18 protein-coding genes, 1 tRNA gene and 1 pseudogene are annotated in these 25,629 nt (G+C 76.5%); 10 read left to right on the top strand and 10 right to left on the bottom strand.

Annotated features, from left to right (window positions below; genetic code table 11):
* Position 1: 1 nt before the first annotated feature.
* Genes GKE82_RS26905 through GKE82_RS08685 form a run of 7 tightly spaced genes read right to left on the bottom strand, consistent with a single transcriptional unit; the run spans position 2 to position 8,749 of the window.
* Positions 2 to 1,288 (bottom strand): MlaD family protein, encoded by a 1,287-nt coding sequence (locus GKE82_RS26905; protein ID WP_196189123.1) that lies wholly within the window; start codon positions 1,286 to 1,288, stop codon positions 2 to 4.
* A complete protein-coding gene (locus GKE82_RS08710) occupies positions 1,285 to 2,700 on the bottom strand; it encodes an MlaD family protein (RefSeq protein WP_154733012.1) in 1,416 nt (471 codons plus the stop codon). The genes GKE82_RS26905 and GKE82_RS08710 overlap by 4 nt, the downstream gene beginning before the upstream one ends.
* Positions 2,697 to 3,995 (bottom strand): MlaD family protein, encoded by a 1,299-nt coding sequence (locus GKE82_RS08705; protein ID WP_154733011.1) that lies wholly within the window; start codon positions 3,993 to 3,995, stop codon positions 2,697 to 2,699. Before GKE82_RS08705 ends, GKE82_RS08710 begins: the two co-directional genes overlap by 4 nt.
* The gene (locus GKE82_RS08700) at positions 3,986 to 5,266 is read right to left on the bottom strand and encodes an MlaD family protein (RefSeq protein WP_154733010.1); all 1,281 of its coding nucleotides are present in this window, start codon (positions 5,264 to 5,266) and stop codon (positions 3,986 to 3,988) included. Before GKE82_RS08700 ends, GKE82_RS08705 begins: the two co-directional genes overlap by 10 nt.
* A complete protein-coding gene (locus GKE82_RS08695; RefSeq protein WP_154733009.1) occupies positions 5,263 to 6,693 on the bottom strand; it encodes an MlaD family protein in 1,431 nt (476 codons plus the stop codon). The genes GKE82_RS08700 and GKE82_RS08695 overlap by 4 nt, the downstream gene beginning before the upstream one ends.
* A complete protein-coding gene (locus GKE82_RS08690; RefSeq protein WP_154733008.1) occupies positions 6,690 to 7,949 on the bottom strand; it encodes an MlaD family protein in 1,260 nt (419 codons plus the stop codon). Before GKE82_RS08690 ends, GKE82_RS08695 begins: the two co-directional genes overlap by 4 nt.
* Positions 7,946 to 8,749, bottom strand: a complete 804-nt coding sequence (locus GKE82_RS08685; protein WP_233243954.1) for an ABC transporter permease — start codon at positions 8,747 to 8,749, stop codon at positions 7,946 to 7,948. Before GKE82_RS08685 ends, GKE82_RS08690 begins: the two co-directional genes overlap by 4 nt.
* Before the next feature lie 364 nt (positions 8,750 to 9,113).
* Here GKE82_RS08685 and GKE82_RS08680 point away from each other — a divergent pair, with 364 nt between their 5' ends.
* A complete protein-coding gene (locus GKE82_RS08680) occupies positions 9,114 to 11,564 on the top strand; it encodes a methyl-accepting chemotaxis protein (RefSeq protein WP_154733007.1) in 2,451 nt (816 codons plus the stop codon).
* A 39-nt stretch (positions 11,565 to 11,603) separates the two neighbouring features.
* Here GKE82_RS08680 and GKE82_RS08675 read toward each other — a convergent pair whose 3' ends face one another.
* Positions 11,604 to 12,425, bottom strand: a complete 822-nt coding sequence (locus GKE82_RS08675) for an ABC transporter permease (RefSeq protein ID WP_309233503.1) — start codon at positions 12,423 to 12,425, stop codon at positions 11,604 to 11,606.
* Positions 12,426 to 12,685: 260 nt separating this feature from the next.
* Here GKE82_RS08675 and GKE82_RS08670 point away from each other — a divergent pair, with 260 nt between their 5' ends.
* From GKE82_RS08670 to GKE82_RS08640, 7 genes are all read left to right on the top strand, one after another.
* Complete coding sequence (locus GKE82_RS08670) at positions 12,686 to 13,405, top strand: type 1 glutamine amidotransferase (RefSeq protein WP_154733006.1); 720 nt, start codon at positions 12,686 to 12,688, stop codon at positions 13,403 to 13,405.
* Complete coding sequence (locus GKE82_RS08665) at positions 13,398 to 14,705, top strand: O-acetylhomoserine aminocarboxypropyltransferase/cysteine synthase family protein (protein ID WP_154733005.1); 1,308 nt, start codon at positions 13,398 to 13,400, stop codon at positions 14,703 to 14,705. The genes GKE82_RS08670 and GKE82_RS08665 overlap by 8 nt, the downstream gene beginning before the upstream one ends.
* A 9-nt stretch (positions 14,706 to 14,714) precedes the next feature.
* The gene (locus GKE82_RS08660; protein ID WP_309233502.1) at positions 14,715 to 15,800 is read left to right on the top strand and encodes a homoserine O-acetyltransferase; all 1,086 of its coding nucleotides are present in this window, start codon (positions 14,715 to 14,717) and stop codon (positions 15,798 to 15,800) included.
* A 290-nt stretch (positions 15,801 to 16,090) separates the two neighbouring features.
* Positions 16,091 to 16,160, top strand: a tRNA-Cys gene (locus tag GKE82_RS08655).
* A 30-nt stretch (positions 16,161 to 16,190) separates the two neighbouring features.
* Positions 16,191 to 16,682 (top strand): carbonic anhydrase, encoded by a 492-nt coding sequence (locus GKE82_RS08650; RefSeq protein ID WP_154733004.1) that lies wholly within the window; start codon positions 16,191 to 16,193, stop codon positions 16,680 to 16,682.
* Positions 16,683 to 16,925: 243 nt separating this feature from the next.
* Positions 16,926 to 17,492: a nuclease gene (locus GKE82_RS08645; RefSeq protein ID WP_154733003.1), complete on the top strand. Its 567-nt coding sequence runs from the start codon at positions 16,926 to 16,928 to the stop codon at positions 17,490 to 17,492.
* A 3-nt stretch (positions 17,493 to 17,495) separates the two neighbouring features.
* Positions 17,496 to 18,947, top strand: a complete 1,452-nt coding sequence (locus GKE82_RS08640) for a YdiU family protein (RefSeq protein WP_154733002.1) — start codon at positions 17,496 to 17,498, stop codon at positions 18,945 to 18,947.
* A 21-nt stretch (positions 18,948 to 18,968) separates the two neighbouring features.
* Here the strand turns inward: GKE82_RS08640 and GKE82_RS08635 are convergent.
* A pseudogene (locus tag GKE82_RS08635) lies at positions 18,969 to 22,557 on the bottom strand (indolepyruvate ferredoxin oxidoreductase family protein).
* Positions 22,558 to 22,646: 89 nt separating this feature from the next.
* On the opposite strand from GKE82_RS08635, the gene GKE82_RS08630 reads away from it, so the two are divergent.
* Entirely contained in the window at positions 22,647 to 23,417 is a 771-nt protein-coding gene (locus tag GKE82_RS08630; protein ID WP_233243956.1) for a FadR/GntR family transcriptional regulator, read from the top strand.
* Positions 23,414 to 24,292, top strand: coding sequence for a hypothetical protein (locus tag GKE82_RS08625; protein WP_154733001.1), 879 nt, complete (start codon positions 23,414 to 23,416; stop codon positions 24,290 to 24,292). Before GKE82_RS08630 ends, GKE82_RS08625 begins: the two co-directional genes overlap by 4 nt.
* Here the strand turns inward: GKE82_RS08625 and GKE82_RS08620 are convergent.
* Positions 24,289 to 25,470, bottom strand: coding sequence for an MFS transporter (locus tag GKE82_RS08620; protein ID WP_196189122.1), 1,182 nt, complete (start codon positions 25,468 to 25,470; stop codon positions 24,289 to 24,291). The two genes, GKE82_RS08625 and GKE82_RS08620, sit on opposite strands and share 4 nt — an antisense overlap.
* Between the last annotated feature and the right edge of the window lie 159 nt (positions 25,471 to 25,629).

Here is a 25,629-nt window from a genome sequence, read left to right as displayed (position 1 = left end):
CTCAGGGCAGCTCGGCGGGGCGCAGCCGCGGGGTCTGGCCGCGCTCGTAGGGGCGGTTGTCGGCCGCGTCCCCGGGCTGCGGGTAGGCGTTGGTCGGCAGCGAGGACCGCTGCGACAGCAGCTGCGCCGGGTCGGCGAAGATGAAGAACCGCGCCCACCGGCCCTTGGCGTCGCCGCGGCGCCCGAGCGCCGCGGTGTTCGCGAACCAGGCGGCGATCGCATCCTTGCGCGGCTCGAGGTAGCGCACGGCGGTGACGACGTTGCGCAGCGTCGGGTCGAGCCGACGGGCGGCCGGCCGGGCGGCGGCGATCACCGGTCCCGCGGCGCGCAGCAGCGGCAGTGCTGCGGCGCGCACGGGCGCGGCCCGGTCGAGCACGACGCGCAGGTCCCGGGCGGCGGCCGGGAGGGCGTCGAGCGCCCCGGTGAGCGGCCGGGCGGTCGCACGCAGGTCGGCGACGAGCGGGCGCGCCTGCGTCAGCAGCGGCCGGGCGGTGCGCAGCGTCCGGTCGGTGGTGGCGAGCAGCCGCGGCGTCTCGGCGAGCGTCGCGCGCAGCGCGCGGTCGCGCCGCGCGGTGGCCTGCAGCGTCGTGCGGGCGCCGGTCACGAGACGGCGCAGCTGCCCGTCGCGGACGGCGAGCTCGCCGACGACCCGGCGCCCGGCCCCGACCGAGGCGGCGATGTCCCCGGTCTGGTCGCGCAGCGTCGTGCCGAGCACGTGCAGCTCCTGCACCGTGCGGTGCAGCTCCCCGAGCGTGCCCGAGACCCGCTCGGCGGTCTCGGGTGCCGCCGCGCCACGGCCGGCCTCGCGCACCGTGGCGGCGAGGTCCTCGCGGGCCCGGGGGCCGAGGGCGGCGAGCGCCTCGTCGACCTGCACCGTGTCGCGGACCGCGCTCGCCGGCAGGGTGGCGCCGGACGGCAGCCGCGCGGCGCCCGCGGGACCCGGGACGAGATCGACGTACGCCTCCCCGAGCAGCGTCTTGCTGCCGACGCGCACGGTGGCGCCGCGGTGCACGTCGACCGGCTCGGCGTCGAGGACGAGGCGCGCGCGGGCGACGCCGCCGCGCACGCGCAGCCCGGTGACGCGGCCGACCTTGACCCCGCGCACGAGGACGTCGCTGCGCTCGGTGAGCCCCTGGGTGTCGCCGAGCGTCACGCGCAGCTCGTACGGGTCGTCGAGCCGGATCGACGGGCCGCCGAAGCGCGCGGTCAGGATCAGCAGGACCGTCACGGACGCGACGACGAAGGCGACGAGGGCCAGGGCGCCGCCGCGCGGGATCTCGAGGTTCACGGCCGGTCCTTCCGGGGCAGCGCGCCGAGCGGGTCGGCGGCGGTGCGGACGGCCCCGGGGAGGCCGGGGACGAGGTAGCGCACGAGGCAGGCGAGCGGGTTCTGCTCGGCGCAGACCTTCGTGAGCGCCGCGACGACCTGCGTGCCGGCGCGCAGCCGGGCGGCGGGGGTCGTGGCGCTGAAGCCGAAGTTCGCCGGGTTGAACGTCTCGAAGAAGCCGAGGCCGCGGAGGATCGGGCCGTTGACGTCGTTGGTCGAGAAGATGCCGGTGAAGCGCTCGCCGAGCAGGCCGATCCCGTCGCGGTTGCGGTCGATCGCCGCCACGGTCGGGGCCGCGTCGCGGACGGCGGGCTCCAGGGCGGTCGCGGCCGGTCCGAGGCGCTGGAGGGTCACGCGCAGCGTGCGGGAGGCGGTGCGGGTCTGCCGGGCGGTGCGGCGCAGCTCGCCGAGCAGGGCGCGCGTCGCCGGGGTGCTGTCCCGCAGCGCGTCGAGCGCCCCGGGGAGCGCGCGGGCGACCGGGCGCAGCCGCACGAGCGCCGGGTCGAGCGGTTCGGCGAGCCGCTGGATGCCGTCGAGCGCCGCCCGGACGTCCGCGAGCGTCCCGGGCAGCCGGTCGACGGCGGCGGCGATCTCCGCGTCGCGGGCGGCGCTCACCGCGACGGTCCGGCGGCCGGCGCCGACCGCGCGCTCGAGCGCGTCGGCACGGGCGGCGAGCGCCCCGGTGAGCGTGTCCAGGCCGCCGACGAGACGGCGCAGCAGCACGCGGCGCTCGGCGAGCGTGCGCGCGACCCGCCCGCCGGAGACGCGCACCGGGTCGAGCTGGCGCAGGGCGGCGGCGACGCGTCCGCCCCGGGCGTCGCCGAGGCCCTCGTCGAGCCCGGCGAGGAGCAGCTGCAGCTGCGAGCGGGTGTCGGCGTCGAGCGTCTCGAGGACCTGGTCGAGCTGCGTGGCGCCGGCGGCCCGGGTCACCGGGATGCGGTCCCCGTCGAGCAGGGCGGGGGCGTCGAGGCGGCCGGGGGTGAGGTCGAGCACGAGGTCGTTGAGCGCCGAGCGCGGCTGCACGGTCGCGCGGGTCCCGGCGTGCAGGCGGCCGGCGGTGTCGCCGTCGAGGCGCAGGGTCGCCACGGCGACGCCGCGCTCGGGGTCGTGGCGGACCTCGTCGACCCGTCCGGCGGGGACGCCCGCGATGGTCACGCGGTTGCGGTCCTCGGTCGACAGGCCCGAGGCGTCGCGCAGCTCGACGCGGACCTCGTAGGAGTCGTCCCACGGCATCCGCGGGTCCTGCTGGGCGAGCAGGAAGGCGGCGAGCGCGAGGGCGACGAGGGCCTGCAGCACGACCGCGAGGCGGCCGAGCCGCGGGCGCGGCCCGGCGAGCGCGCGGCCGGCGGGGACGGGACGGCGACGGCGGCTCACGGCGTGCACGCTCCCGCGGTGGCGAACGCACCGGCGAGCTCGGGGCGCAGGCGCTCGAGGAGCGTGCACGGCGCAGCGGGCAGGCCGATCCCGGTGAGGAAGCGGAAGCCGAAGCGCATGAAGTGCCCGGCCCCGGTGCTGCCGCCCTGCGCCGGGGTCTGGAAGGCGCGCGAGGCGCCGCCGCCGCCGGCGAACATGTTCAGGAACGCGCGGTAGGCCGGGATGCCCAGGCCGGTCTCGCGCAGCAGCGCGGGCAGCAGGGTCGCGTCGAGCGTGCGCAGCGTCGGCGTCGTGGCGCGCAGGACACGCCGGGTGGGCGTGGCGGCGCGGCGACCGGCGGGCAGTGCGACCCGCAGGTCGGCGACGAGCGGCCGGGCGGCCACGAGCGCGCTCGACGCGTCGCGCAGCAGCGGGCGTGCGGTCCGCAGCGTCGGGGCCAGCCGCCGGGCGCCGGGCCGCAGCGCGGCGGCGACGGGCTGCAGCCGCGCGACGGTGGCGTCGAGGCGGCGGCCGTGGTCCCGCAGCGCGACGGCGGTGGCGGGCAGGGCGGCGATCGTGCGGCGCAGCGCGGCGCGGCCGGTGGCCACCCGCCCGCGCAGCGCGGCCGCGGTGGCGGCGGTGTCGCGCATCAGCGGGGCGAGGTCCCGCTCGCGGGCGGCGAGCGCCGACGTGGTGGTCGCCAGCTGCGCGACGGTGCGCTGCAGCGCGGCCGGACGCGGCCCCTGGGCGGCCTCGGTCACCCAGGCGGTGTCGCGCAGCAGGGCGGGGGCGTCGCCGAGCAGGCGGTTGACGGCGGCGCGTGCGCCGGGCTCCAGCGCACGGGCGAGGCCGGCGGCGGTCCCGCGGACGCGTGCGCGGGTCGGGGCGTCGGCGAGCCGCAGGACCGTGTCCAGCGAGGTGAAGGTCGTCGTCCGCGCGAGCGGCAGGACGCGGTCGCCCAGCGGCGCGGACCGCGGGCTGCCGGGCTGCAGGTCGATGAAGGCGGTGCCCTCGAACGCGAGCCGCGGGCGCAGCTGCGCGGTCGCGTCGCGCCGGACGGTCCCGGCGGCGTCGTCGAGCTCCATCGTCACCTCGGCGACGGAGCCCACGCGACGCTTGCCGGTCACCCGGCCGACGGGCGTGCCGGCCATGCGGACCTCGGCGCCGATGAGCTGGAGCGCCCCGCCGTCGGCGAACACGGCGCGGACCTCCGTCGGGTCGGCGAACGGGTTCGGGCGCAGCCACGCGAGCAGCACGCCGGCGACGAGCAGCAGGGCGACGAGGGCGCCGCGCAGGGCGGTGCGGGTCAGCGGCACGGTGCCTCCTGCGTGAGCGCCTCGCCGGGAGCCGGGTAGGCGTCGCGGGCGCGGTGGCAGGTCAGCACCATGCTGAAGCGCACGGCGCGGGCCCCGGACGCCTGCCCCTCGGCGAAGCGGAACCCGCCCCAGGTGGTGAAGCCCTCCGGGGCGAGGAGGATCTCGCGGCGGTACGGGACGAGGGAGGTGGCCAGCGAGCCCAGCGGCGTGGCGAGCGGGCGCAGGAGCGCGGTCGGGACGCGCAGCTCGCGCAGCAGCGGGGCGGCGGCGCGGAGCACGGGCGTCGCGGCCCGGCCGACGCGCGCGAGGTCGTCGAGCGCCTCGTCGCGGCGCAGCGCCGCGCGCAGCGACGGGACGGCGCGGCGCAGCGAGACGGCCGCGGGGCGCAGGTCGACCGCGGCGACCCGGAGGTCCTCCAGGAGCCGGTCCGCCTGCGGGAGGACGGCGGCGACGGAGCGCTCCGCCGCCGGCAGGGTCCGCAGGGTCGCGTCGACGGCGGGCGACGGGACGGCGTCGAGCGTGCGGCGGGCGGCGGGCACGGCGTCGGCGAGCGCGCCGTCGGCGTCGGCCGCCCGGACCGTGGTGCCGAGGTCGCCGAGCAGCGCGGCGAGCTCGCCCGGGCGCGGCGTCATCGCGCGGGCCAGCGGCGTCAGGCGCGCGGCGGCGGGACCGAGGGTGGCGACGGTCTCGCCGAGCTCGCGCCCGCGGCCGGCGAGACCGCCGCCGAAGCCGGTCAGCGCCGAGCGGCTGGCCGCACGGGTGGCCGCGTCGAAGGTCTCGACGACGTCCGCGAGATCGGGTGCGGCGCTGGCGGCGGTGTCCGGGAGCCGGGCGGGGGAGGGCAGCACCGGTCCGGTCCCGGGGTCGAGGTCGAGGTAGGTGGCGCCCGCCAGGCCGCGGATGCGCACGCGCACGGTGGCGTCGCGGGCGACGCCGCGACCGACCGTGCCGTCGAGCGCGAGCGTGAGCCGCGCGCCGGTCGGGTCGGCGCGGTCGACCTCGACGCGGCGCACCTCGCCGGCGCGCTGCCCGCCGATGCGGACCTCGTCGCCGTCCTTCAGCGGCGGCGCGCCCGGGGTGGCGGCGTCGACGCGCAGCTGGACCTCGTAGGCGCGCTCCAGCGGCCCACCGTCGATCGCGACGGTGGAGAGGTACGCGACGAGTGCGACGAGCGTGACGACGACGAGCCCGAGGGCGAGCAGGCCGTTGCCGCGGGGGGCCTCGTCGTTGACGGCCAGGTGGCCGCGCAGGCGGGTGCGTCGGCGGCTCATGGGCGCAGCAGCTCCTGGAGCGTGGAGCCGGTCCGCGACGACGGGCCGAGCAGGTCCTGCAGCGCCTCGCGGACGTCGGGCAGCAGCGACGGCAGGAGCGGGCCGGGGGCGGAGGCCGGGCGGTCGCCGTCGGCGGGCGTGGGGGTCACGGCCGCGGGGACGGTCGGGGCCGGGGTGCGGTCGCGCTGCGGCCGGGCCGTCGTGCGCGTCCCGTCGCCGGCGGCGCCGCCGAGGAAGCGGGTGAGGCAGCCGGGCGCGACCTTGACGCCGAACGCCTCGCAGGAGAGGACGGCGGCGCCGCGCCAGTAGGTGCGCCGCGGGTCGGCGAACGGGTCGAACGGCTGCCTCCCGGATTCGGAGCCCTGGTCGGCGAAGTTCACGAAGAACCCCTCGGAGATGTCGGGCGCGGCGTCGCGCGCGATCGCGGCGAGCTCCCGGACCTGCGGGGCCACCGTGGTCAGCGCGCCGAGCCCGGAGGCGAGCGAGCGCAGCGCGGGGGTCCCGTCGCGCAGGGTGCTGCGCAGGGCGGCGAGCGTCGGGGTGAGGTCGCGCGCGGCGGTCCGCAGGCCGCGCAGGAACGGGGGCAGCTCGGCGAGCGCCCCGGCGACGCCGGGGGCGGCGTCACGCAGCTCGCGGGCCAGCGGCACGGCGGCGGTCGCGGTGGCGTCCAGCCGCCGGGCGGTGCCGGAGATCCGGGTGAGCGTGGCGGGCAGGTCTCGCAGGCCGCGGTCGAGGTCGCGTCCGCGGCGGTCGGTGGTGGCGAGCAGGCGGTCGAGCCCGTCGACGGTCCCGGCGACGTCGCCGCGGCGCGCGGCGAGCGAGCCGACGGCGCGGTCGGCGTCCTGCACGAGCGCGCCGAGCGCCGCGTTCTGGGCGTCGAGCTCGCGCAGGACGCCGTCGCTCGCGCGCAGGGCGGGACGCAGCTCGATCGCGGCGCGCCCCAGCTCGGCCCCGCGGGCGCCGAGCGCGCGGCCGGACTCGGCCAGCAGCGCGCGCAGGCCGGCGCGGACCGGGGCGTCGAAGGTGGAGAGCAGCTCGTCCAGGCGCGGCGCGTTGCTCGTCCGGGCGACCGGGATCGGGCCGCGCAGCGGCTCGGTCGAGGTGCCGGGCGTGAGCTCGACGTACACGTCCCCGAGCAGGTCGACGGGCCGGATCGCCGCGGTGGCGTCGGCGCGCAGGGCGGGCAGGCCGTCGTGGAGGTCGAGCTCGACACGCGCGGTGCCGCGGTCGCTCAGCTCGATCGCCGCGACCGACCCGGCGGGCGCGCCGCCGAGCCGCACCTCGGCGCGGGGGACGAGCCCGCGGGAGCTCGTGAACTCGGCGCGGACGTCGACGTCGGGGCCGCCGCGCAGCAGCAGGACGGCGGCGACGGCCGCGGCGGCGCCGAGGAGCAGGAGGGTGGTGGCGGTGGCGGCGCGGCGGCTCATCGGCCGTCCCCGCCGACGTAGCTGTCGCGGTAGTCGGTCCACGGCTCGTCCTGCAGGACGCCGGGCTCGCGCACGAACGGGGCGCGCAGGTGGCCGGCGGCGTTCGTGCTGCCGTCGATCTGGTTCAGCGGCGCGGGCGGGAGGACGAGCCCGACGCGGGCGGCGTGCCCGTTGGCGTCGAAGTTGCTCGTGAAGTCCGCCCAGCCGGAGAAGAACGAGAAGAAGTCGGGGAGCCGCACGCGGGTCTCGTCGAGCACGGGCCCGGCGACGCGCAGGACGTCGTCGAGCCGCGGCAGGACCTTGCGGGCGGTGGGCAGGACGGCGCGCAGGGCGTCGAGGTCGCCGGGGGCGGTGCGGGTCAGCGCGGCGGCGTCGCGCAGCACCGGGCGGGCGTCGCGCAGCGCCGTGGCGAGCTCGGGGGCCGCGTCGCGCAGCTCGCGGGTGCCGGGGCGCAGCTCGCGCACGAGGGCGCGGAGGGTCGGGGTGGCCGTGCGGACGCGCTCGAGCGCGCGCCGGGGGGCGGCGAGCCCGGCGGGCAGGCCGGCGAGCGCGTCCCCGAGGGCGGCCTGCTCGGCGGCGGTGTCCGCCAGCAGCGCGGCGACCTCGTCGACGGCGGCGCCGGTGGCCCCGGGGTCCGCGGCGAGCGCGCCGGTGACGCGCCGGCCGGAGCGGACGAGCTCCTGCAGGGCGCGTCCGTCGGCGGTGACCTCGCCGAGCGCGTCGGCGGTGCCCTGCAGCGCCCGCGTGCTGCGTCGCAGGGCGCCGGCGAGCGCGTCGCCGCGGCCGTCGGTGGCGCCGCGCAGGCCGGTCAGGACGGCGCGGACCTCGCCGCGGGTGCGGGGGTCGAGCGTGGAGAGGACGTCGTCGACCTCGACCGGCTGGTCGGTGCGGGCGAGGCCGAGGGTGGCCCCGTCGGCGAGCAGCGGCCCGTCGCCGGGGGCCACGGCGACGTAGCGATTGACGGTGCCGCTGAGCGAGCCGAGCCGCAGGTCGGCGCGGGCGCCGCGGCGCAGGCGCACGTCGTCGTCGAGCCGCAGCGTGACGCGGGGCCGGCCGTCGCGCAGCGCGATGTCCTGGACGCGCCCGACCCGCAGTCCGCCCATGCGGACCTCGGCGCCGCGGACGAGGCCGTTGACGCCGTCGAACACCGCGACGACGCGCTGGCCGTCGGCCCCGCCGCCGGGGCCGAGCAGCAGCACGGCGACGGCGAGCACGGCCGCTCCGAGGGCGGCGGCGGCGAGCGACCGGCTGCTCATCCCACCGGGATCCGCGGGTTGGCCGACCAGAAGATGAGCGTCCCGGCCATCGAGATGACGGTGACGCCGATGATCGAGACGCCCATCGAGCGGGCGGTGGCGGCGCCGACCTCGACGGGGCCGCCGCGGACGCCGTAGCCGAAGTACAGCGAGACGAGCAGCACCCACGCGGCGATGACCGTGCCCTTGACCATCGAGTAGACGAGGTCCCAGCCGTCCTGGAAGGTGAAGAAGAACAGCGACCAGGTGCCGGGGGACACGTCGCCGAAGCGGACGACCGACATGAGGTAGGCGGCGGCGTACGCGGCACCGATGCTGAGCAGGTAGGCGAAGGGCAGCACGGCGACGCACGCGAGCAGCCGCGTGACGCCGAGGTAGGCGAGCGAGCGCACGCCCATCGACTCGAGCGCGTCGATCTCCTCCTGGACGCGCATGGCGCCGAGCTCGGCGACGAAGCCGCAGCCGACCTTGGCGGCGAGGATGTAGCCGAAGACGAACGGGACGACCTCGCGCAGCGAGCACCAGGTCGAGAAGCCGCCGGCGATCGGGTCGAAGCCGAAGCTGCGCGCCAGCGCGGTGGACTCCAGGCCGCAGGAGCCGCCGGCGAGGAACGCGACCGCGACGATCACGAGGGTCGAGCCGGTGGCGATCATCGCGGCCTGGCGGGCGGCCTCGGCGAGGTAGCGCCGCACGTCGGGCGTGGCCCGGGCGAGGGCGCGGGCGAACGACGCGAGCTCGCCGAGCAGCTCGAGCGGGCCGCGGGCGGCGGGGCGCTGGTTGCGGGAGGCGAGGCGGCTCACGAGGGACGGGCGGCCCGGGGTGCGTGCGGCCGGCGCGTGGCGGGTGCGCGCGTCGTGGTCGTGGGGCGGTGCCCACGGGCGGTGGTGGTCCCGGAGGAAGGCGTGGTCATGCGCGGGGAGCGGCGCCGCGGACCCCTGCCCGGACGCCTAACTCGATAATCCCAGTAGAGATTACATGCTTTTGGGTCGAGGGCCGCGTCAGCGGCGCCCCGATGGTCGCGATCCGGGCTGTCTCACCCTCAGGTAGAGGGTGAGCATGGACGGATGTCCGGGGGCGGACTCCGTAGTTCGCCCCCTGCGGACCGCTCCCCGGTGGCCGACGACCCCGGGGGACTTCCCCGTTCACGACCAAGGAAAATCGCGCATGTTCTCCTCAGACACGATCGCCGGGCGGCTGCGCCGCGGGTTCGGTGCCGTCGTGGTGCTGTTCGTCCTCGCCATCGCGGCGACGATCCTCTTCGGCGCCCGCTCGGGCTCGGCGTGGTCCGACGCCGACCGCGCCTCCAGCGCCCTCTCCTCCGCCCAGACCCAGACCGAGGGGACCCGCCGCCAGATGGCCGCGCAGGCCTCCTACGCCGAGACCGGCGACGCGCGCTACGTCCGCGAGTTCGAGCGCGGCGTCGCCATGGCCGAGCGCGGCGCCGCCCGCGTCGAGGCGTTCGGCGACCCCGAGGCGACGCGGATCGCCGCGGGCGCCAACAAGGCCGACCAGGCGCACGACGCCTCCGTGCGGACGGAGCTCTTCCCCGCGGTCCGCGAGCGCGCCGGCATCGCCGCGATCCGCACCGCGTTCGAGAAGGCCGAGCGCATGGCCGAGCAGGTGCTCGCCGCCGCGGTCCGCACGCAGCAGCGCTTCGAGGAGCTGCGCGCCGCGGACGCCGCCACGGCGCGCGCCGCCAGCCGCAACGCCATCATCGCCGGGCTCGTCGCGGCCCTGCTCGCGTTCGCGGTCGCGTTGCTCGTCTCCCGCCGCATCAGCCGTGACGTCAGCTCCTCGGTCGGCGAGGTCCGCGAGCGGCTCGGCCTCGTCCGCGACCAGGCGGTCGACGGGCTCGCCGAGGGGCTGCGGGCCCTCGAGCGCGGCGACCACGCACACGAGGTCGCCTTCGACGTCCAGCCGATCGACTCCGACGCCCGCGACGAGATCGGCGATCTCTGCCGCGCGGTCGACGACATCCGCGCCCGCACGATCGAGTCGGTCGCCGCCTACGACGCGCTGCGTGCCGAGCTGGCCGACGCGCTCGGGACGCAGTCCTGCCTCACCGACCTGCGGGCCCGTCTGGAGAGCCTCGACGGTCACTGCCTCACGGCCCTGGAGGACGGCCTGCAGGCGATGAGCGCCCGCGGCGACCTCACCGTGACGGTGACGCCCGTGACCACGCCGCTGGTCGCTGCCGACGGCGCCGACGTCGGGCGGCTCGCAGAGATCTTCAACGCCATGCTCGCCAAGGCCCAGACCTCGATCGAGGCGTACAACGCGATGCGGGAGGACCTGCGCGTCGCGCTGGGCGACCACTCCTGCCTCGCCGACCTGGAGGATCGCCTGGGAAGCCTGAGCACGAACTGCCTGGCGGACCTCGAGGCGGGGCTGCAGGCGATGAGCGGTCAGGGCGACCTCGGGGTCGAGGTCCGCGAGCGCACGACCCGGCTGACCGCGCAGGAGGGCACCGAGGCGGGCACGCTCGCCGGCATCTTCAACGAGATGCTCGCGCGCGCGCAGTCGTCGATCGCGGCCTACAACGACATGCGCGAGGACCTCGCCCGCGTGGCGGACACGGCGTCCGCGGTCGCGGCCGGTGACCTGCGGGTGCAGGTGACGAGCAAGGGCGAGGCGGACACGCTCGGCAACGCCTTCGCGGAGATGACCGAGCGGCTCTCGGGCCTCGTCGGCGAGGTCGCCCGGATGGCCTCCGAGCTGACCGTGGCGTCCCAGACGATGGCCGGCTCGTCCGACGAGACGGGCCGGGCGATCGGCGAGATCGCGACCGCGATCGGCGAGGTCGCGCTCGGCGCCGAGCGGCAGGTCCGCGCGGTGGAGTCCGCACGTGCGGCGACCGAGGAGATGGCCCGCGCCGGGGAGTCGAGCGCCCGCAGCGCCCAGGAGGCGTCCGACGCGGCCGTCGAGGCCCGGCAGGTCGCCGAGCGGGGCGCCCGGACCGTGGTCGAGGCGACCGAGGCGATGACGACGGTGCGCGCGGCGTCGGCCGACGTCTCGCAGGCGATGGACGGGCTGACCCAGAAGTCCGGCGAGATCGGCGGGATCGTCGACACGATCACCGGGATCGCCGAGCAGACGAACCTGCTCGCGCTGAACGCCGCGATCGAGGCCGCCCGGGCGGGTGAGCAGGGCCGCGGCTTCGCGGTCGTGGCCGACGAGGTCCGCAAGCTCGCCGAGGAGGCGCAGGACGCCGCCGCCACGATCGGCTCGCTGATCGAGCAGATCCAGCACGAGACCTCGCGGGCGCGCGAGGTCGTGCTCGACGGGGCGCGGCGCACGGAGGTCGGGGTCGGGACGGTCGAGGAGGCGCGCGAGAGCTTCGTGGCGATCGGCCGGTCGGTCGAGCAGCTCGGGGAGCGCGTGGAGGCGATCACCGACGAGGTGGCGCGCATCGCCGAGGGCTCGCAGCGGCTGCACACCGACATCGCCGACGTCGCGAGCGTCGCCGAGCAGTCCTCGGCGGGGGCGCAGCAGGTCTCGGCGTCGACCGAGCAGACGACCGCGTCCGCGCACGAGATCGCGATGGCCGCGCAGCAGCTGGCAGGCCGGGCGGACGCCCTCGAGGCGGTCGTCGGGCGCTTCCAGCTCGCCGCCTGACCCGGCGGTCGGCGTGGTCCGCCGGGCCGCCGTGGCGGCTCAGCGGAACACGCCGACCTCGGGGAACTCCGCGAGGAACCACTGCGTGTACAGGAGGTTCACGAGGAAGATCGCCACGAGCGACCCGACGACCGCGTCGTTGACGGCGCGGCCGACGCCCGCGGCGCCGCCGGAGGCGGTCAGCCCGCGGTAGCTGCAGATGACGCCGATGAGGACGCCGAAGAGCCCGACCTTCAGCACGCTGGCGGCGAGGTCGAGGAACGTGGCGTTGGCGAAGAAGCTCGTGACGAACCCGCCGGTGGTGCCGCCGAGGACGCCGACCGCGGCGACGTAGCCGCCGAGCACGCCGCACAGCAGCGCGAGCACGTCCAGCAGCATCATCATCAGCGCGAGGGCGAGGATGCGCGGGGCGACGATCGACGCGATCGGGTCGACGCCGAGGGTGCGCAGTGCGTCGAGCTCCCCGCGTACACGACGGGCGCCGAGCTCGGCGGTGATGGTGGTGCCGACGACGCCGGCGACGACGGTCGCGGTGACGAACGTCCCGAACTCGCGGACGATGGCGACGACCATGAAGCCGCCGGCCCGGTCGATCGAGCCGAAGGTGACGAGGAAGTTGCCCGCCTGCAGGCCCGGGCCGCCGAAGCCCCAGGCCGCCACGCTGATGGCGATCGGCAGCGCGGCGACGCGCAGGATGAAGATGCTGTGCAGGACGAACTCGGTCCGCCAGGTGGGGAAGCGCGCGGGCGAGGCGAGGACGCGCACGCTGGCGGCGAGCAGGGCGAGCATGCCGCCGAGGCGCTCGAGGCGCGGGCGCGCGGGGCCGGTGGCGGCGCTGAGGATCGCGAGGGGGGAGGTCACGGTGTGGTGTGCCGGACCACCCGTTCGGGCAATCCCAACAAACAAGATAGACATTACATGCTTTGTGCTACGGTGGGCTCGTGCCGGCTCCCACCGACACCTCGCTCACGATCGGGACCCGCCCCGCCCTCCCGGGCGCGGCGCGATGTCCCGCGCCGTCGCGGCTCCCCGCCGCCTGACCGGCCTAGCGCCGGACCGACACGGCGCCCACGCGCGCCGCCCGCCCCCGTCGCCCGCTCCCCGGAAGGACACCGCGTCCCGTGAGACCCCCTGCCTCGATCCTCGTCGTCCAGCACGACGACCGCCTGCCTCCCGGCCTCCTGGGCGAGTGGGCGCCCGACCGCGACGTCGCCCTGCACGTCGTGCGCGCCGACCGCGGCGAGCTCGCCGCCGTCGACCCGTCCCGCCACGACGCCGCGGTCGTGCTCGGCGCCGACGCCTCGGCGGCCGACCTGCACGTCCCGTGGGTGCGACAGGAGCTCGCCTGGCTCGCCGCCGCCGCGCCGCGTCTGCCGCTGCTGGGCATCGCCTACGGCTCCCAGGCGCTCGCCGTCGCCCTCGGGGGCCGCACCCGCCGCGCCGCGACGCCCTGGATCACCTGGGGCGTCGGCGTCACCGGTGCCGACGCCCCGATCCCGGCCGGGGCGTGGCTGTGCTGGCAGCACGAGCTCGTCGTGCCGCCGCCGGGCGCGACGATCCGCGCGCGCGGCCTGCGCGGGACGCTCGCCTACACGCACGGCCGCCACCTCGGCGTCCAGTTCCACCCGGAGATCCTGCCGTGGATGGTGGACTGGTGGCTGCACCCCGAGCACGGTCGCCCAGGCGCTCCGGGACCGCGCGCCGGCGTCCTGCGCGCGCTCACCCGCGAGCGCGCCGCCGCCAGCGCGACCGCCGGCCGCGCGCTCTTCGACCTCCTCCTGGCCCGCGCAGGACGCGGACCCGCCCCCCGACCCGTCACCCCGAAGGAGCCCCATGTCTGATCCCGCCGCCCTGCGTCCCGAGACCGTCGCCCTCCACGGCGGCCAGTCGCCCGACCCGGCCACCAACGCCCGGGCCGTCCCGATCTACCAGACCTCGTCGTTCGTGTTCGACGACACCGATCACGCCGCCGATCTCTTCGCGCTGAAGACGCCGGGGAACATCTACTCGCGGATCATGAACCCGACCTGGGACGTGCTCGAGCAGCGCCTCGCCCAGCTCGAGGGCGGCGTCGGTGCGGTCGTCACCGCCTCCGGTCAGGCGGCCGTGACCTACAGCGTCCTGAACATCGCGCGGGCCGGCGACAACATCGTCTCGGTCTCCCAGCTCTACGGCGGGACGTACAACCTCTTCGCCCACACGCTGCCGCAGTACGGCATCGAGGTGCGCTGGGTCGACGCCGACGACCCGGCGTCGCTGGCGCAGCACGTCGACGAGCGCACCCGGCTGGTGTTCGGCGAGACGATCGGCAACCCGCGGCTCAACGTCCTGGACGTGCCCGCGTGGGCGCAGGCGGCCCACGAGCACGGCCTGCCGCTGATCGTCGACAACACCGTCGCGACGCCGATCGGCGCGCGCGTGCTGGACCTCGGCGCCGACGTCGCGGTCCACTCGCTGACGAAGTTCATCGGCGGCCACGGCACGTCGATCGGCGGCGCGGTCGTCGATGCCGGACGCTTCGACTGGGTCGCCCACGGCGCCCGCTTCCCCGGCCTCACCCAGCCCGACCCCAGCTACCACGGCGTGGTCTGGTCCGACGCGCTGGGCCCGGCCGCCTACATCGGTCGCGTGCGCACGGTCCTGCTGCGCAACACCGGGGCGGCGCTGTCGCCGTTCAACGCGTTCCTGTTCCTGCAGGGCATCGAGACGCTGCCGCTGCGGATCGAGCGCCACAACGCCAACGCGCTGGCGATCGCCCGCTGGCTGAAGGAGCACCCGGCGGTCGCGTGGGTGTTCTACCCGGGCCTCGAGGACGACCCGTACCACGAGGTCGCGGGTCGCGTGCTGCGCGGCGGCCACGGGGCCCTCGTGACCTTCGGGGTGGAGGGCGGCCACGACGCGGGCCGCACGTTCATCGAGTCGCTCGGGCTGTTCAGCCACCTGGCGAACATCGGCGACGCGAAGTCGCTGGCGATCCACAACGCCTCGACCACGCACTCGCAGCTCTCCGAGGAGGAGCTCGCCGCCGCAGGCGTCACGCAGGACACGGTGCGCCTGTCGGTCGGCATCGAGCACGTCGAGGACCTCATCGCCGACCTCGACCAGGCGCTGGCCGCCGCGCGGCAGCCCACGCACGCCTGACCCGGGACCGTGGGCTCCGCGCTCACCGCGACCCGGCGGGTCGTCCTCTTCACCGAGGACGACCCGCTGGTGCTCGCCTGCGGGCGCCGGCTGGCGCCGGTGGAGGTCGCCTACGAAACGCACGGACCGCTGGCGCAGGACCGCTCCAACGCGGTGCTCGTCTGCCACGCGCTGACCGGGGACGCCCACGCGGTCGCCCCGGACGGCTGGTGGCGCGAGCACGTCGGGCCCGGGCTGGCGATCGACACCGAGCGCTTCCACGTCATCACGCCGAACCTCCTGGGCGGCTGCGCCGGGACGACGGGGCCGTCGTCGACGGACCCGCGCACGGGGCGCCCGTACGGCCTGGACTTCCCGCCGCTGACCGTCGGGGATCTCGTCGCGGTGCACCTGCGCCTGCTCGACCACCTGGGGATCGACCGGCTGCACGCGGCCGTCGGCGGCTCGCTCGGCGGGATGCAGGTGCTCGAGCTGCTGCTGGAGCACCCGCGGCGCCTGGCGCGCGCCCTGCTCGTGGCGACGACCGCGCGGCTGACGGCGCAGAACGTCGCGCTCTCCGCGGTGGCGCGCGCGGCGATCCTCGCGGACCCGGCGTTCCGCGCGGGCCGTCCCGCGCGCGACCCCGACGTCGGGATGGGGGTGGCGCGACGGCTGGGGCACGTGACCTACCTCTCCGAGCAGGGCCTGGAGGCCCGTTTCGGGGAGCACCGTCGTCCGGCCGCGCCCGACCCGGACGCGCGCGCCTGGCTCGCGCCGCGACACCCGGTGGAGCGGTACCTCGACCGGCAGGCGGCGGCGTTCGTCGCGCGCTTCGACCCGTGGAGCTACCTGTACCTGTCGCGGCTGATGGACGACCTCGACCCGTTCGGGGCGGGGCCGCGGACGGTGTCGCCGCAGGTGCAGTGCACGGTGCTGAGCTTCTCCTCGGACTGGCGCTTCGGCCCCGACCACGCGCGGCGGCTGGCCGCGGCGCTGCGGGCCGGCGGGGGACGGGTGCGCCGCGAGCTGGTGCTCGACAGCGACCACGGCCACAACGCGTTCCTGTTCGACGTCCCGGGGTACGCGCGGGAGCTCGCGGACGCGCTCGCAGCCTAAAGTCAATAAAGCTTGTCGGGATTATCGAGTTTGTGCTACGCTGACCGCGCATTGCGAACGACGACCCGGCATATCCGTGCTGCATCCGCCATCCGCGTCCAGCGGGCGGCGGCCCGGTCCTGTCGTCCGCGATGTCACGGGACCACCCGCCCGTGACCAGCAGCGGCACGTCCGGGACTGGCGTGCCGTGACCCTGCAGGGGTGTTCGGACGTCGTGTCGTTCCTGCGCGACGCCCGGCCCGGGTGGTGCGACGGTCGAGGGGACCGTCGCACCACCGACTCCTGCACCTCGCCCGGAGGCCATCGGGGTACAGCGGTCTGCAACACCGCGAACCGTGGGTTCGACTCCCACCCGGGCGTTCCGCACCATCCCACCACCGGAGGTCCCCGATGTCCGTCACCGATGAGCTGCTCGCCAACAACGAGGCCTACGCCGCCGGCTTCGACCGCGGCGACCTGCCGCTGCCACCCGCGAAGAAGGTCGCCGTGGTCGCGTGCATGGACGCGCGCCTGAACGTCTACGGGGCGCTCGGGCTGCAGGAGGGCGACGCCCACGTGATCCGCAACGCCGGCGGGGTCGTGACCGAGGACGAGATCCGCTCCCTGGCGATCAGCCAGCGCCTGCTGGGGACCGAGGAGATCATCCTCATCCACCACACCGACTGCGGCATGCTCACGTTCACCGACGACGCGTTCAAGGAGTCGATCCTCGAGGACACGGGGCTGCGGCCCGCGTGGGCCGCGGAGGCGTTCGGCGACCTCGAGGCCGACGTGCGCCAGTCGATCCGCCGGATCCGCACCAGCCCGTTCATCCCGCATCGCGACCGGGTCCGCGGGTTCGTCTACGAGGTCGAGACCGGGCGCCTGCGCGAGGTCGTCTGAGCGCGGGGCGGGCCCGGGCGGCGCTCGTCGGGGAGGGGACGCGGGGGTTCTCCGCCGACGACCCCGTGCACCGACCCTCGACCAGAGATCGAGGGTCGGTGCGACGGCCGCACGGTCAGCGCCCGTGGGCGATCCCGGGGTCGTCGGCCGCTCCGCGACGACCCTCGATCCAGGGTCGAGAGTTGGGTCCGGGTGGCGTCCAGGTCGACAGAACCCCGGGACCGGCCCGCTAGGCTGCGGGGCATGACCGCCCGCGAGACCTTCCTGCTCGTCGACGGCGAGAACATCGACGCCACGCTCGGCGGCAGCCTGCTCGGACGCCGCCCGACCCCCGAGGAGCGCCCGCGCTGGGACCGCGTCCTGGACCACGCCCGCGCGCTCTGGGAGCAGCCCGTGCGCGGTCTCTTCTTCCTCAACGGCAGCGGCACGCTCCCGATGTCCTTCGTCCAAGCGGTCACCGCGATCGGCTACCGGCCGGTGCTCCTGTCCGGTCCCGCGGACGTCAAGGTCGTCGACGTCGCGATCCAGCGCACGCTCGAGGCGCTCGCCCAGCGCGACGGCGGCGACGTCCTGCTGCTCAGCCACGACGGCGACTTCGCGCCCGCGCTCACGCCGCTCGTGCGCGACCCCACCCGCCGGACCGGCGTCGTCGGCTTCCGCGAGCTCGTCAGCACGCAGCTCGCCGAGCTGACCGCCGAGGGCCTCGAGCTGCTGGACCTCGAGGACGACGTGCGCGCCTTCACCGTCCCGCTGCCGCGCGTGCGCGTGGTGCCGATCGACCGCTTCGACCCCTGGACCCTCCTGGACTGACCGATGGCCGCCACCGCACCACCGCTGCCGTTCGCCGACGGCACCTACGTCGCCGACCTCGAGGGGCTCTACACCCCGTGGGAGGCCGACGCCGTCCCCGACGCGCGGCTGCTCGTCCTCAACACTGCACTCGCCGCCGCGCTCGGCCTCGACGCGGAGGCGCTCGCCGGTCCGGACGGCCTCGCCGCGCTGAGCGGCCGCGCGCTGCCCGAGGGCCTGCGCAGCGTCGCCCAGGGGTACGCCGGCCACCAGTTCGGGGGCTTCTCGCCGCGGCTGGGCGACGGACGCGCCGTCCTGCTCGGCGAGCTCGTCGACCCCACCGGCCGTCGCCACGACGTGCACCTCAAGGGCTCCGGGCGGACGCCGTACTCCCGCGGGGGCGACGGCAAGGCCGCCGTCGGCCCGATGCTGCGCGAGCACCTGATGGGCGAGGCGATGCACGCGCTCGGCATCCCGACGACACGGGCGCTCGCGGTCCTGGCCACCGGCGAGACGATCGCGCGCGAGGTCCCGCTCCCGGGGGCCGTGCTCGTGCGGATCGCCGAGAGCCACCTGCGCGTCGGCACGTTCGAGTACGTCACCACCACGCTCGACGACCGCGACCTCCTGCGGCGGCTCGTCGACCACGCGATCGCCCGCCACCATCCCCACGCCGCGCAGGCCGACAACCCGGCGCTCGCGCTGCTGGAGGCCGTCGCCGACGTGCAGGCCGACCTGCTCGCCCGCTGGCAGCTCGTCGGCTTCGTGCACGGCGTGATGAACACCGACAACACCACGATCTCCGGCCAGACGATCGACTACGGCCCCTGCGCGTTCATGGAGGGCTACGACCCGCGCACGGTCTACAGCTCGATCGACCACGCCGGCCGTTACGCCTACGGCCGCCAGCCGCAGGTCCTCCAGTGGAACCTCGCGCGCCTCGCCGAGGGCCTGCTGCCCCTGCTGGCCGACGACCCGCAGGACGCGGTCGCGCTCGCCACCCCGGTCCTGGACCGCTTCCGCGACCGCTTCACCGACGCCTGGGGGACGGGGATGGCGCGCAAGCTCGGACTGGATGCCGTGCCGCAGGACGGCCTGCTCGAGGACCTGCTCGAGCTCCTGACCGCCGACGCCCCCGACTGGACAGGCCTGTTCCGCGACCTCGCCCGGACCGCGCGCGGCGACGCGACCGCCGCGCGCGCCCACGTGCTCGACCGGGAGGCCTTCGACGCGTGGACCGCCCGCTGGCTGGCGCTGGGTCCCGACGCGGACGCGATGGACGCGGTCAACCCGCTGTACATCCCGCGCAACGCGCTCGTCGAGGAGGCGCTCGCCGCCGCCACCGCCGGGGACCTCGGACCCTACGAGGCGCTGCTGGAGGTCGTCACCGACCCCTTCGTCGAGCGCCCGGGCCGGGAGCGCTACACGCGCGCCGCGCCCCCCGGGGACCGCCACGTCACCTTCTGCGGCACCTGATCGCCGCCACGGCGCCGCGCCTCAGACGTAGCGGCGGACCTGCACGACCGGGACCGCCGGGTCGCCCTCGAGCCGGCCGCGCAGCACCTGCGCCTGCGCGCGGAACCGCTCGACGCTCGCGAGCTTCACGTCCTCGTAGCCGCGCACGACGTCCGGCAGCGCCGCGAGCTCCACGACCGTCGCGTGCGTGTGCGGCGCCAGGTGCGCGAGCGCGTCGCGGACGAGGCCGAGGTAGTCGTCGACGAGCGCCCGCTCGGTGCGGCGGACCGCCGCGCGCCCGAACGGGTCCAGGGGCGTGCCACGCAGCCGCCGTCCCGCCCGCAGGCCGTGCAGCGCGGGCGTGAACCACGGGCCGAGCGACAGCTTGCGGCGCAGGCCGAGCGCGCGCAGCGCGGGCGGGTGCAGCTGCAGCGCGACGCGCGCGCCGGGGCCGAACTCCGCCTCGATCCGCGCCCGCTCCTGCGGCAGCAGGTGCAGCCGGGCGACCTCGTACTCGTCCTTGTAGGCCATGAGCTTGAACAGCCCGTCGGCGAACGCCGCGGTCAGCTCGAGCCGGCCCGGGGTCGCGGCGCGCTCGGCGGCCGCCACCTCCGCCACCGCCGCCTCGTAGCGCTGCGCGAGCCGGCGCGACTGGTAGGCGACGAGCTCGGCGGCGCGGCGGGCGACGAGCGCGTCGACCCGCTCGGGGGTGGGCATCGCCGGGGCCTGCGCCCCCGGGACCGGCGCGTCGGCGTCGGCGGCGAGCGCGGCGACGGCGTCGGGGTGGGCGACGCACGCGCGACCCCACGCGAACGCGCGCAGGTTCTGCTCGACGCCCGCCCCGTTGAGCCGGAAGGCCTGCTCCAGCGACTCCTGCGAGAGCGGCAGCGCCCCGAGCTGGAAGGCGGCGCCGACGACGATCGCGTTGGCGGGCATGTGGTCGCCGAACAGGGCCTGGGCGAGCGCCTGCGCGTCGAGGTACGCGTTGCCGTCGGCGCCCGTGGCGGTCTCGATCGTGCGCAGCAGCCCGGTCAGGCGCGGGAACGGCGTGCCGGGGTCGACGACCATCCGGCCGGTCGGCACGGCGCTGGTGGACACGACCGCGGTGGTCCGGTCCGGGGCGGCGACGAGCAGGTTCTTCGGCGTGGCGGTCCCGAGCACGTCGAGGCCGAGCAGGACGTCGGCGGTGCCGCTGCGCAGCTTGCCGACGCCGTCGACCGGCGCGGGGGAGAGGACGAGATCGCTGACGACCTGGCCGCCCTTCTGCGCGAGCCCGGTCATGTCGAGCGCGGCGAGGTGCAGACCGTCGAGCATCGCGGCCATCCCGATGATCTGCGCGACGGTCACGACGCCGGTCCCGCCGACCCCGACGAGCCGCACGTTCGTCGCGCCGCTGCGCGCGCGGGGCGGCGGTGCGGGCAGCGCGGGCGGCTCGGGCACGGCGGCCCGCGCGGCGACGGGCGCGGGCGCGGTCGTGGCCGCCGCGCGGCGGCGGCGGGCGGGCCGGACGGTCACGAACGACGGGCAGTCGCCCTCCAGGCAGGAGAAGTCCGTGTTGCAGGAGGCCTGGTGGATGCGGGTCTTGCGGCCGTACTCGGTCTCGACGGGGAGGACGCTCAGGCACGAGCTCTTGCTGCCGCAGTCGCCGCAGCCCTCGCAGACCCGCTCGTTGATCGCCACCCGGAACGGGGCGGGCGCGAGCTTCCCGCGCTTGGTCAGGCGGCGCTTCTCGGCCGCGCACGCCTGGTCGTGGATCAGCACGGTGACGCCGGGCTCGCGGGCGAGCTCCTCCTGGACGGCGAGCAGGTCCTCGCGCGGGCGGACGGTCGTGATCGGCGCGAGCGTCGCGTCGGCGAAGCGCGACGGGTCCTCGGTGGTGATCACGATCCGCCGGACGCCCTCGAGCGCGAGCCAGCGCGTCAGCTCGGGCACGGCCATGCGGCCCTCGATGTCCTGCGCGCCGGTCATCGCGACCGTGCCGTTGGACAGGAGCTTGTAGGTGACCGGGAGCCCGGCCGCGACGGCCGCGCGGATCGCCAGCGACCCGGAGTGGTGGAAGGTGCCGTCGCCGAGGTTCTGGAGGAAGTGCCCGGTCGCGGTGAACGGCGCCATCCCGATGAACTGGGTCCCCTCGCCGCCCATCTGCGTGATGCCCGCGACCTCGCCCTTCCCGTCGGGGTTCAGCAGGACCATCGTGTGGCAGCCGATGCCGCCGCCGACGACCGCGCCGTCGGGTGCCTGGGTGGAGCTGTTGTGCGGGCAGCCGGAGCAGAAGAACGGCGTGCGTCCGGCGGTCCCGAGCGCGGGGACGGCGCCGGCGCGCTCGCGGGCGGCCTCGATCCGCGCGACGCGCGCGGCGACCGACGGCGGCTCGATCCCGCGGGCGCGCAGCCGGGCGGCGACGACGAGCGCGATGTCGTCGGCGTCGAGCTCGCCGTGGGCGGGGAGCAGCGGGGCGCCACGCTCGTCGGTCTTGCCGATGACGCGCGGCGCCCCGGCGCCGTAGAGGACGGCCTTGACCTCGCGCTCGAGGAACGCCTGCTTCTCCTCGACGACGAGCACCTCGTCGACGCCGCGGGCGAGCTCGCGCGTGATCGCGGGCTCCAGCGGCCAGACCATGCCGAGCTGCAGCAGCCGGATCCCGGCCTGCATCAGCGCCCGGTCGGACAGCCCGAGGTCGGTGAGCGCCTGGCGGACGTCGTGGTAGGTCTTGCCCGCGGCGACGATGCCGAGCCACGCGTCGGCGGTCGGGAGGGTGATGCGGTTGAGCCCGTTGCGGCGCGCGTACTCGACGGCGAGCGGCAGCCGGATCCCGTGCAGGGACGCCTCGAGGTCGGTGGAGACGGGGGCCAGCAGCCGCGCGGTGGGGACGTGGTGGTACGGCCGCCCGTCGACCTCCGCGACGGGCCGGTCGATCCGCAGCCGGTCGGGGTGGACCTCGGCGGTCCCGGCCCCGTCGGCGACGTTCGTGACGACCTTCAGGCCGGCCCAGAGGCCGCTGGCCCGGGACAGCTCGTAGCCGTGCCGCGCGAGGTCGAGGGTCTCCTGCACGTCGCCGGGGTAGAGGACGGGCACGTGCAGGGCGGCGAGGGAGCGGCTCGCTGGCGCTGGGCAGGGTGGAGGACTTCGACGCGGGGTCGTCGCCGGCGAGGGCGAGCACGCCGCCGCTGGGGGAGGTGCCCGCGAGGTTCGCGTGGCGGATCGCGTCGGAGGCCCGGTCGACGCCGGGGGCCTTGCCGTACCAGGTGCCCACGACCCCGTCGACGCGCGGGCCGGGCAGCTGGGTGGCGAGCTGGGAGCCCATGACGGCGGTCGCCCCGAGCTCCTCGTTGAGGCCGGGCCGCAGGTGCAGGTCGAGCTCGGCGGCGAGCGCGTGCTGGCGGGCGAGCTCCTGGTCCAGGCCGCCGAGCGGGGAGCCCTGGTACCCGGAGACGAAGCCGCCGGTCCGCAGGCCGGCGCGGCGGTCGGCGCGCAGCTGGTCGAACGCCGCGCGGATCAGCGCCTGCACGCCGCTGAGGACGATGCGGCCCTCCTCGAGCCGGTACTTGTCCTCGAGGGTGACCGTGCGACCGACGGCCCGGGAGGCCACTCCGGTCGGCGTCCGCGGCGTGCTGATCGTCGGTCCAAGCATGGTCAGGTGCTTTTACCATTGGCGGGACGCCGCATACAAGGGCGATCCCGCGATGACCGACGGGTTTCCGGTCAGGGATACTCACCGGCGTGGAGTTCCGTCCGGTCCAGACGCGCAAGACGTTCGAGGAGGCCGTCGCCCAGATCGCCGAGCGCGTCCGCCACGGCGAGCTGCGGGTCGGCGACCGCCTGCCCTCCGAGCGTCTCGTCGCCGAGCAGATGGGCATCAGCCGCCCGACGCTGCGCGAGGCGGTCCGGGTCCTGGTGAAGGCCGGGGTCCTGGAGGTCCGTCCCGGGTCGGCGGGCGGGATGTTCGTCGTCGGGGACGTCGTCCCGCGCGAGCTCGTCCATCGCACCCAGCAGCTGCGCCTAGGGGAGATCGGCGGCGTCCTCGAGGCTCGCCGGCTGTTCGAGCCGCGCGTCGCGCAGCTCGCCGCCGCCTACGCGACCGAGGACGACTTCGCCGCCCTGGAGGAGACGATCGAGCGCCAGCGCGCGCTGCTGCGCGACGACCGCATGCCGCAGTCCGCGGAGGACCGCTTCCTGCAGCTCGACCTCCAGTTCCACCTCGGCATCGCCAGCGCCACCCGCAACCGCTCGATCATGAAGCTCATGCGCTCGCTGCTGCGCGACCTCGAGATCGCCCGCGACATGACGCTGCACGAGCCGCTCGCCCCGGCGTGGTCGGTCGAGGTCCACGAGCGCACGCTCGCCGCGATCCGCTCCGGCGACCTCGACCGCGTCGAGGCCGTCATGGACGAGCATCTCGGCGGCCTCGAGCGGACGTGGGAGCGCGAGTCGGGCCGCTCGATGGTCCGCCCCGTCCCGGAGTTCCTGCGCCCGGTGGCGGACCGGGGATGAGCGCGCGGCTGCGCATCCTGGTGGCCGGTGTCACCGCCCCGCTGCTGACCATGTACCTGGGAACGCTGCTGGCCCAGGCCGGCGGCAGCGGTCTGCTGCTGATCGCCGTCGGCGTGCTCGCGGGCTCCTATGTCGACGTGGTCGCCGGGCCCCACCCGCGCGGCGCCCGCCGGGACGAACCGCGCTGGCTCGGCTGGCTGGGCTTCGGACTGGCGTGGCTCCTGGGCATCGGCGGTGCCCTCGTCGTCGAGGCGGCGGTCGGCCTGCCGCCGGGGCTCCTCGGCGCGGATGCCGGCCAGCTCGTGTGGCTCGTCGGCGTCCTCGTGGCGCTGCAGTCCGGCACCGACGCGGTTCGGGCCGTCCTCGGCCGGCTGCCGGATGGCAGCGCCGACCCGCGCGGGCCGCTCGAGCCGTTCGTCGCCGTGGGACGGGTCGCCGACCGCCGGCCGACGGCCTACCGGGAGGACCGGGACGGGGACGCCCTCACCGGGCTGCTGGTCCTTGCGGGCCTGCTGTTGGGCCTCGCCGCGGCGATCGTCGACGACGGACCGCTCGTCGAGCGCCTGGTGATCGGGACCTTCTGCGGCGGGCTGGCCGCGATGCTCGTCGTGGTGCTCGTACGCGGCGGGCGCGGTTCCTCCTTCGCGGTCGGCCCGTCGGGCCTCGTCGTGGGCGACGCGGCCCCTCTGCCCTGGTCCGAGGTCACGCACTACGCCGTGCGTGGCACCAGCGTGACCCTCACGACCGCCGACGGTCGCGAGGCGCGGCTCGACGCCGACGCCTACGAGCTGTCCGTCGAGCGCCTCGTCGAGGTGCTGCGCGCCTGGGCGCCGCCGGCCCCCGACCCCGTCGAACAGGGAGTTTCTCCCCTCTAGGCCGAAGAACTCCCTGTTCGACCGCGAGCGGGGGCGCGGGCGGGGGTGCGGGCGGCGAGGACGCCGAGTCCGGCGGCGATCACGGCGCACGCGGCGGCGACGAGGAAGGCCTCGGTGTAGCCGGTCAGCGACGCGATGGCGCCCGCGAGCGGGCCGCCGACACCCACGCCGATGTCGAAGAACGCGGTGAACGCGCCGAGCGCGGCCCCGCGCCGCTCCGGCGGGTTGGCGGAGATCGCCACCAGCGCGAGGGCGGGGAAGAGCAGCGAGAAGCCCAGCCCCATCACCAGGGCGCCCGCGAACGCCACCGGCAGCGATCCGGCGAAGGCGATCATCGTCAGCCCGGCGGCCTCCAGCCCGCCGGCGCCCAGGGCCGCGGGCCGGGCGCCGTAGCGGTCCGGGACGCCGCCCAGGAGCAGGCGACCGATCACGACGGCGACCGCGAACGCCACGAACGCGGCCGAGCCGTGCCCGATGCCCTCCGCGTCGAGGTGCAGGACCATGAACCCGGCGAACGCGGCGTAGCCGATGTTGCCGAGCAGCAGGGCGCTGCCGGGCAGCACGACGCCGGGCGGCAGCCACCCGCTGCCCCGCGGTGGCGGCGGGGCCGGGGCGCGCTGCACCTCCGGCAGCCGGGCGACCATCGCGGCCGCGATCAGCGGCGTCGCGGCGGCGAACGCCCAGACCGCCTCGTAGGAGCCGATCGAGAGCAGCAGCTCGCCGAACAGCGGACCGAGCGACAGCCCGCCCCAGATGGCCATCCCGAACATCGCGATGGCCTGCCCGCGCCGCTCCTCGGGCGCGAGGTCCACGATCCAGGTCGCGGACGCCGTGTACACCCAGCCGTCGCCGAGCCCCAGGACCAGCCGCGCGAAGACGATGCCGGCGACCCCGAACGGCAGGTAGTACAGGCACGCCGCCGCGGTGCACAGCGCCATCCCGATCAGGATCACCGGCTTGCGCCCCCACCGGTCGGCGAGCCGGCCGCCGACGGGGCGGCCGACGACCGCGGCGATCGCGAACGCCCCGGTGACGATGCCGACGGCGATGTCGCCGCCGTCCAGCGGCCCCTGCACGTAGCGCGGGAGGATCGGCAGGACCGCCCCGATCGCGAGGAACGCCACGAGCGTCGCGGCGAAGACGCCGGCGAAGGCGGCGCGTCGCGGCGACCCGAGCATGCCGCGAGAGTACGGCTCCGGACGCGGACTCGACCGGGTGGACAACCGCGCCCGCGGAGGTTCCGACGAACGCACAGCGTGAGCGACCCCGTTCCCGGGCATGATGGTCAGCGCGTGAACGAGCCGACGATCCTGAGAGAGCCCACCGTCTACCGCCCG

The organism is Conexibacter sp. W3-3-2, assembly GCF_009707605.1.
Taxonomy (GTDB): domain Bacteria; phylum Actinomycetota; class Thermoleophilia; order Solirubrobacterales; family Solirubrobacteraceae; genus Paraconexibacter; species Paraconexibacter algicola.
The sequence above is the reverse complement of the archived record's forward strand: the minus strand, read 5'-3'. Positions and strand labels throughout refer to the sequence as shown.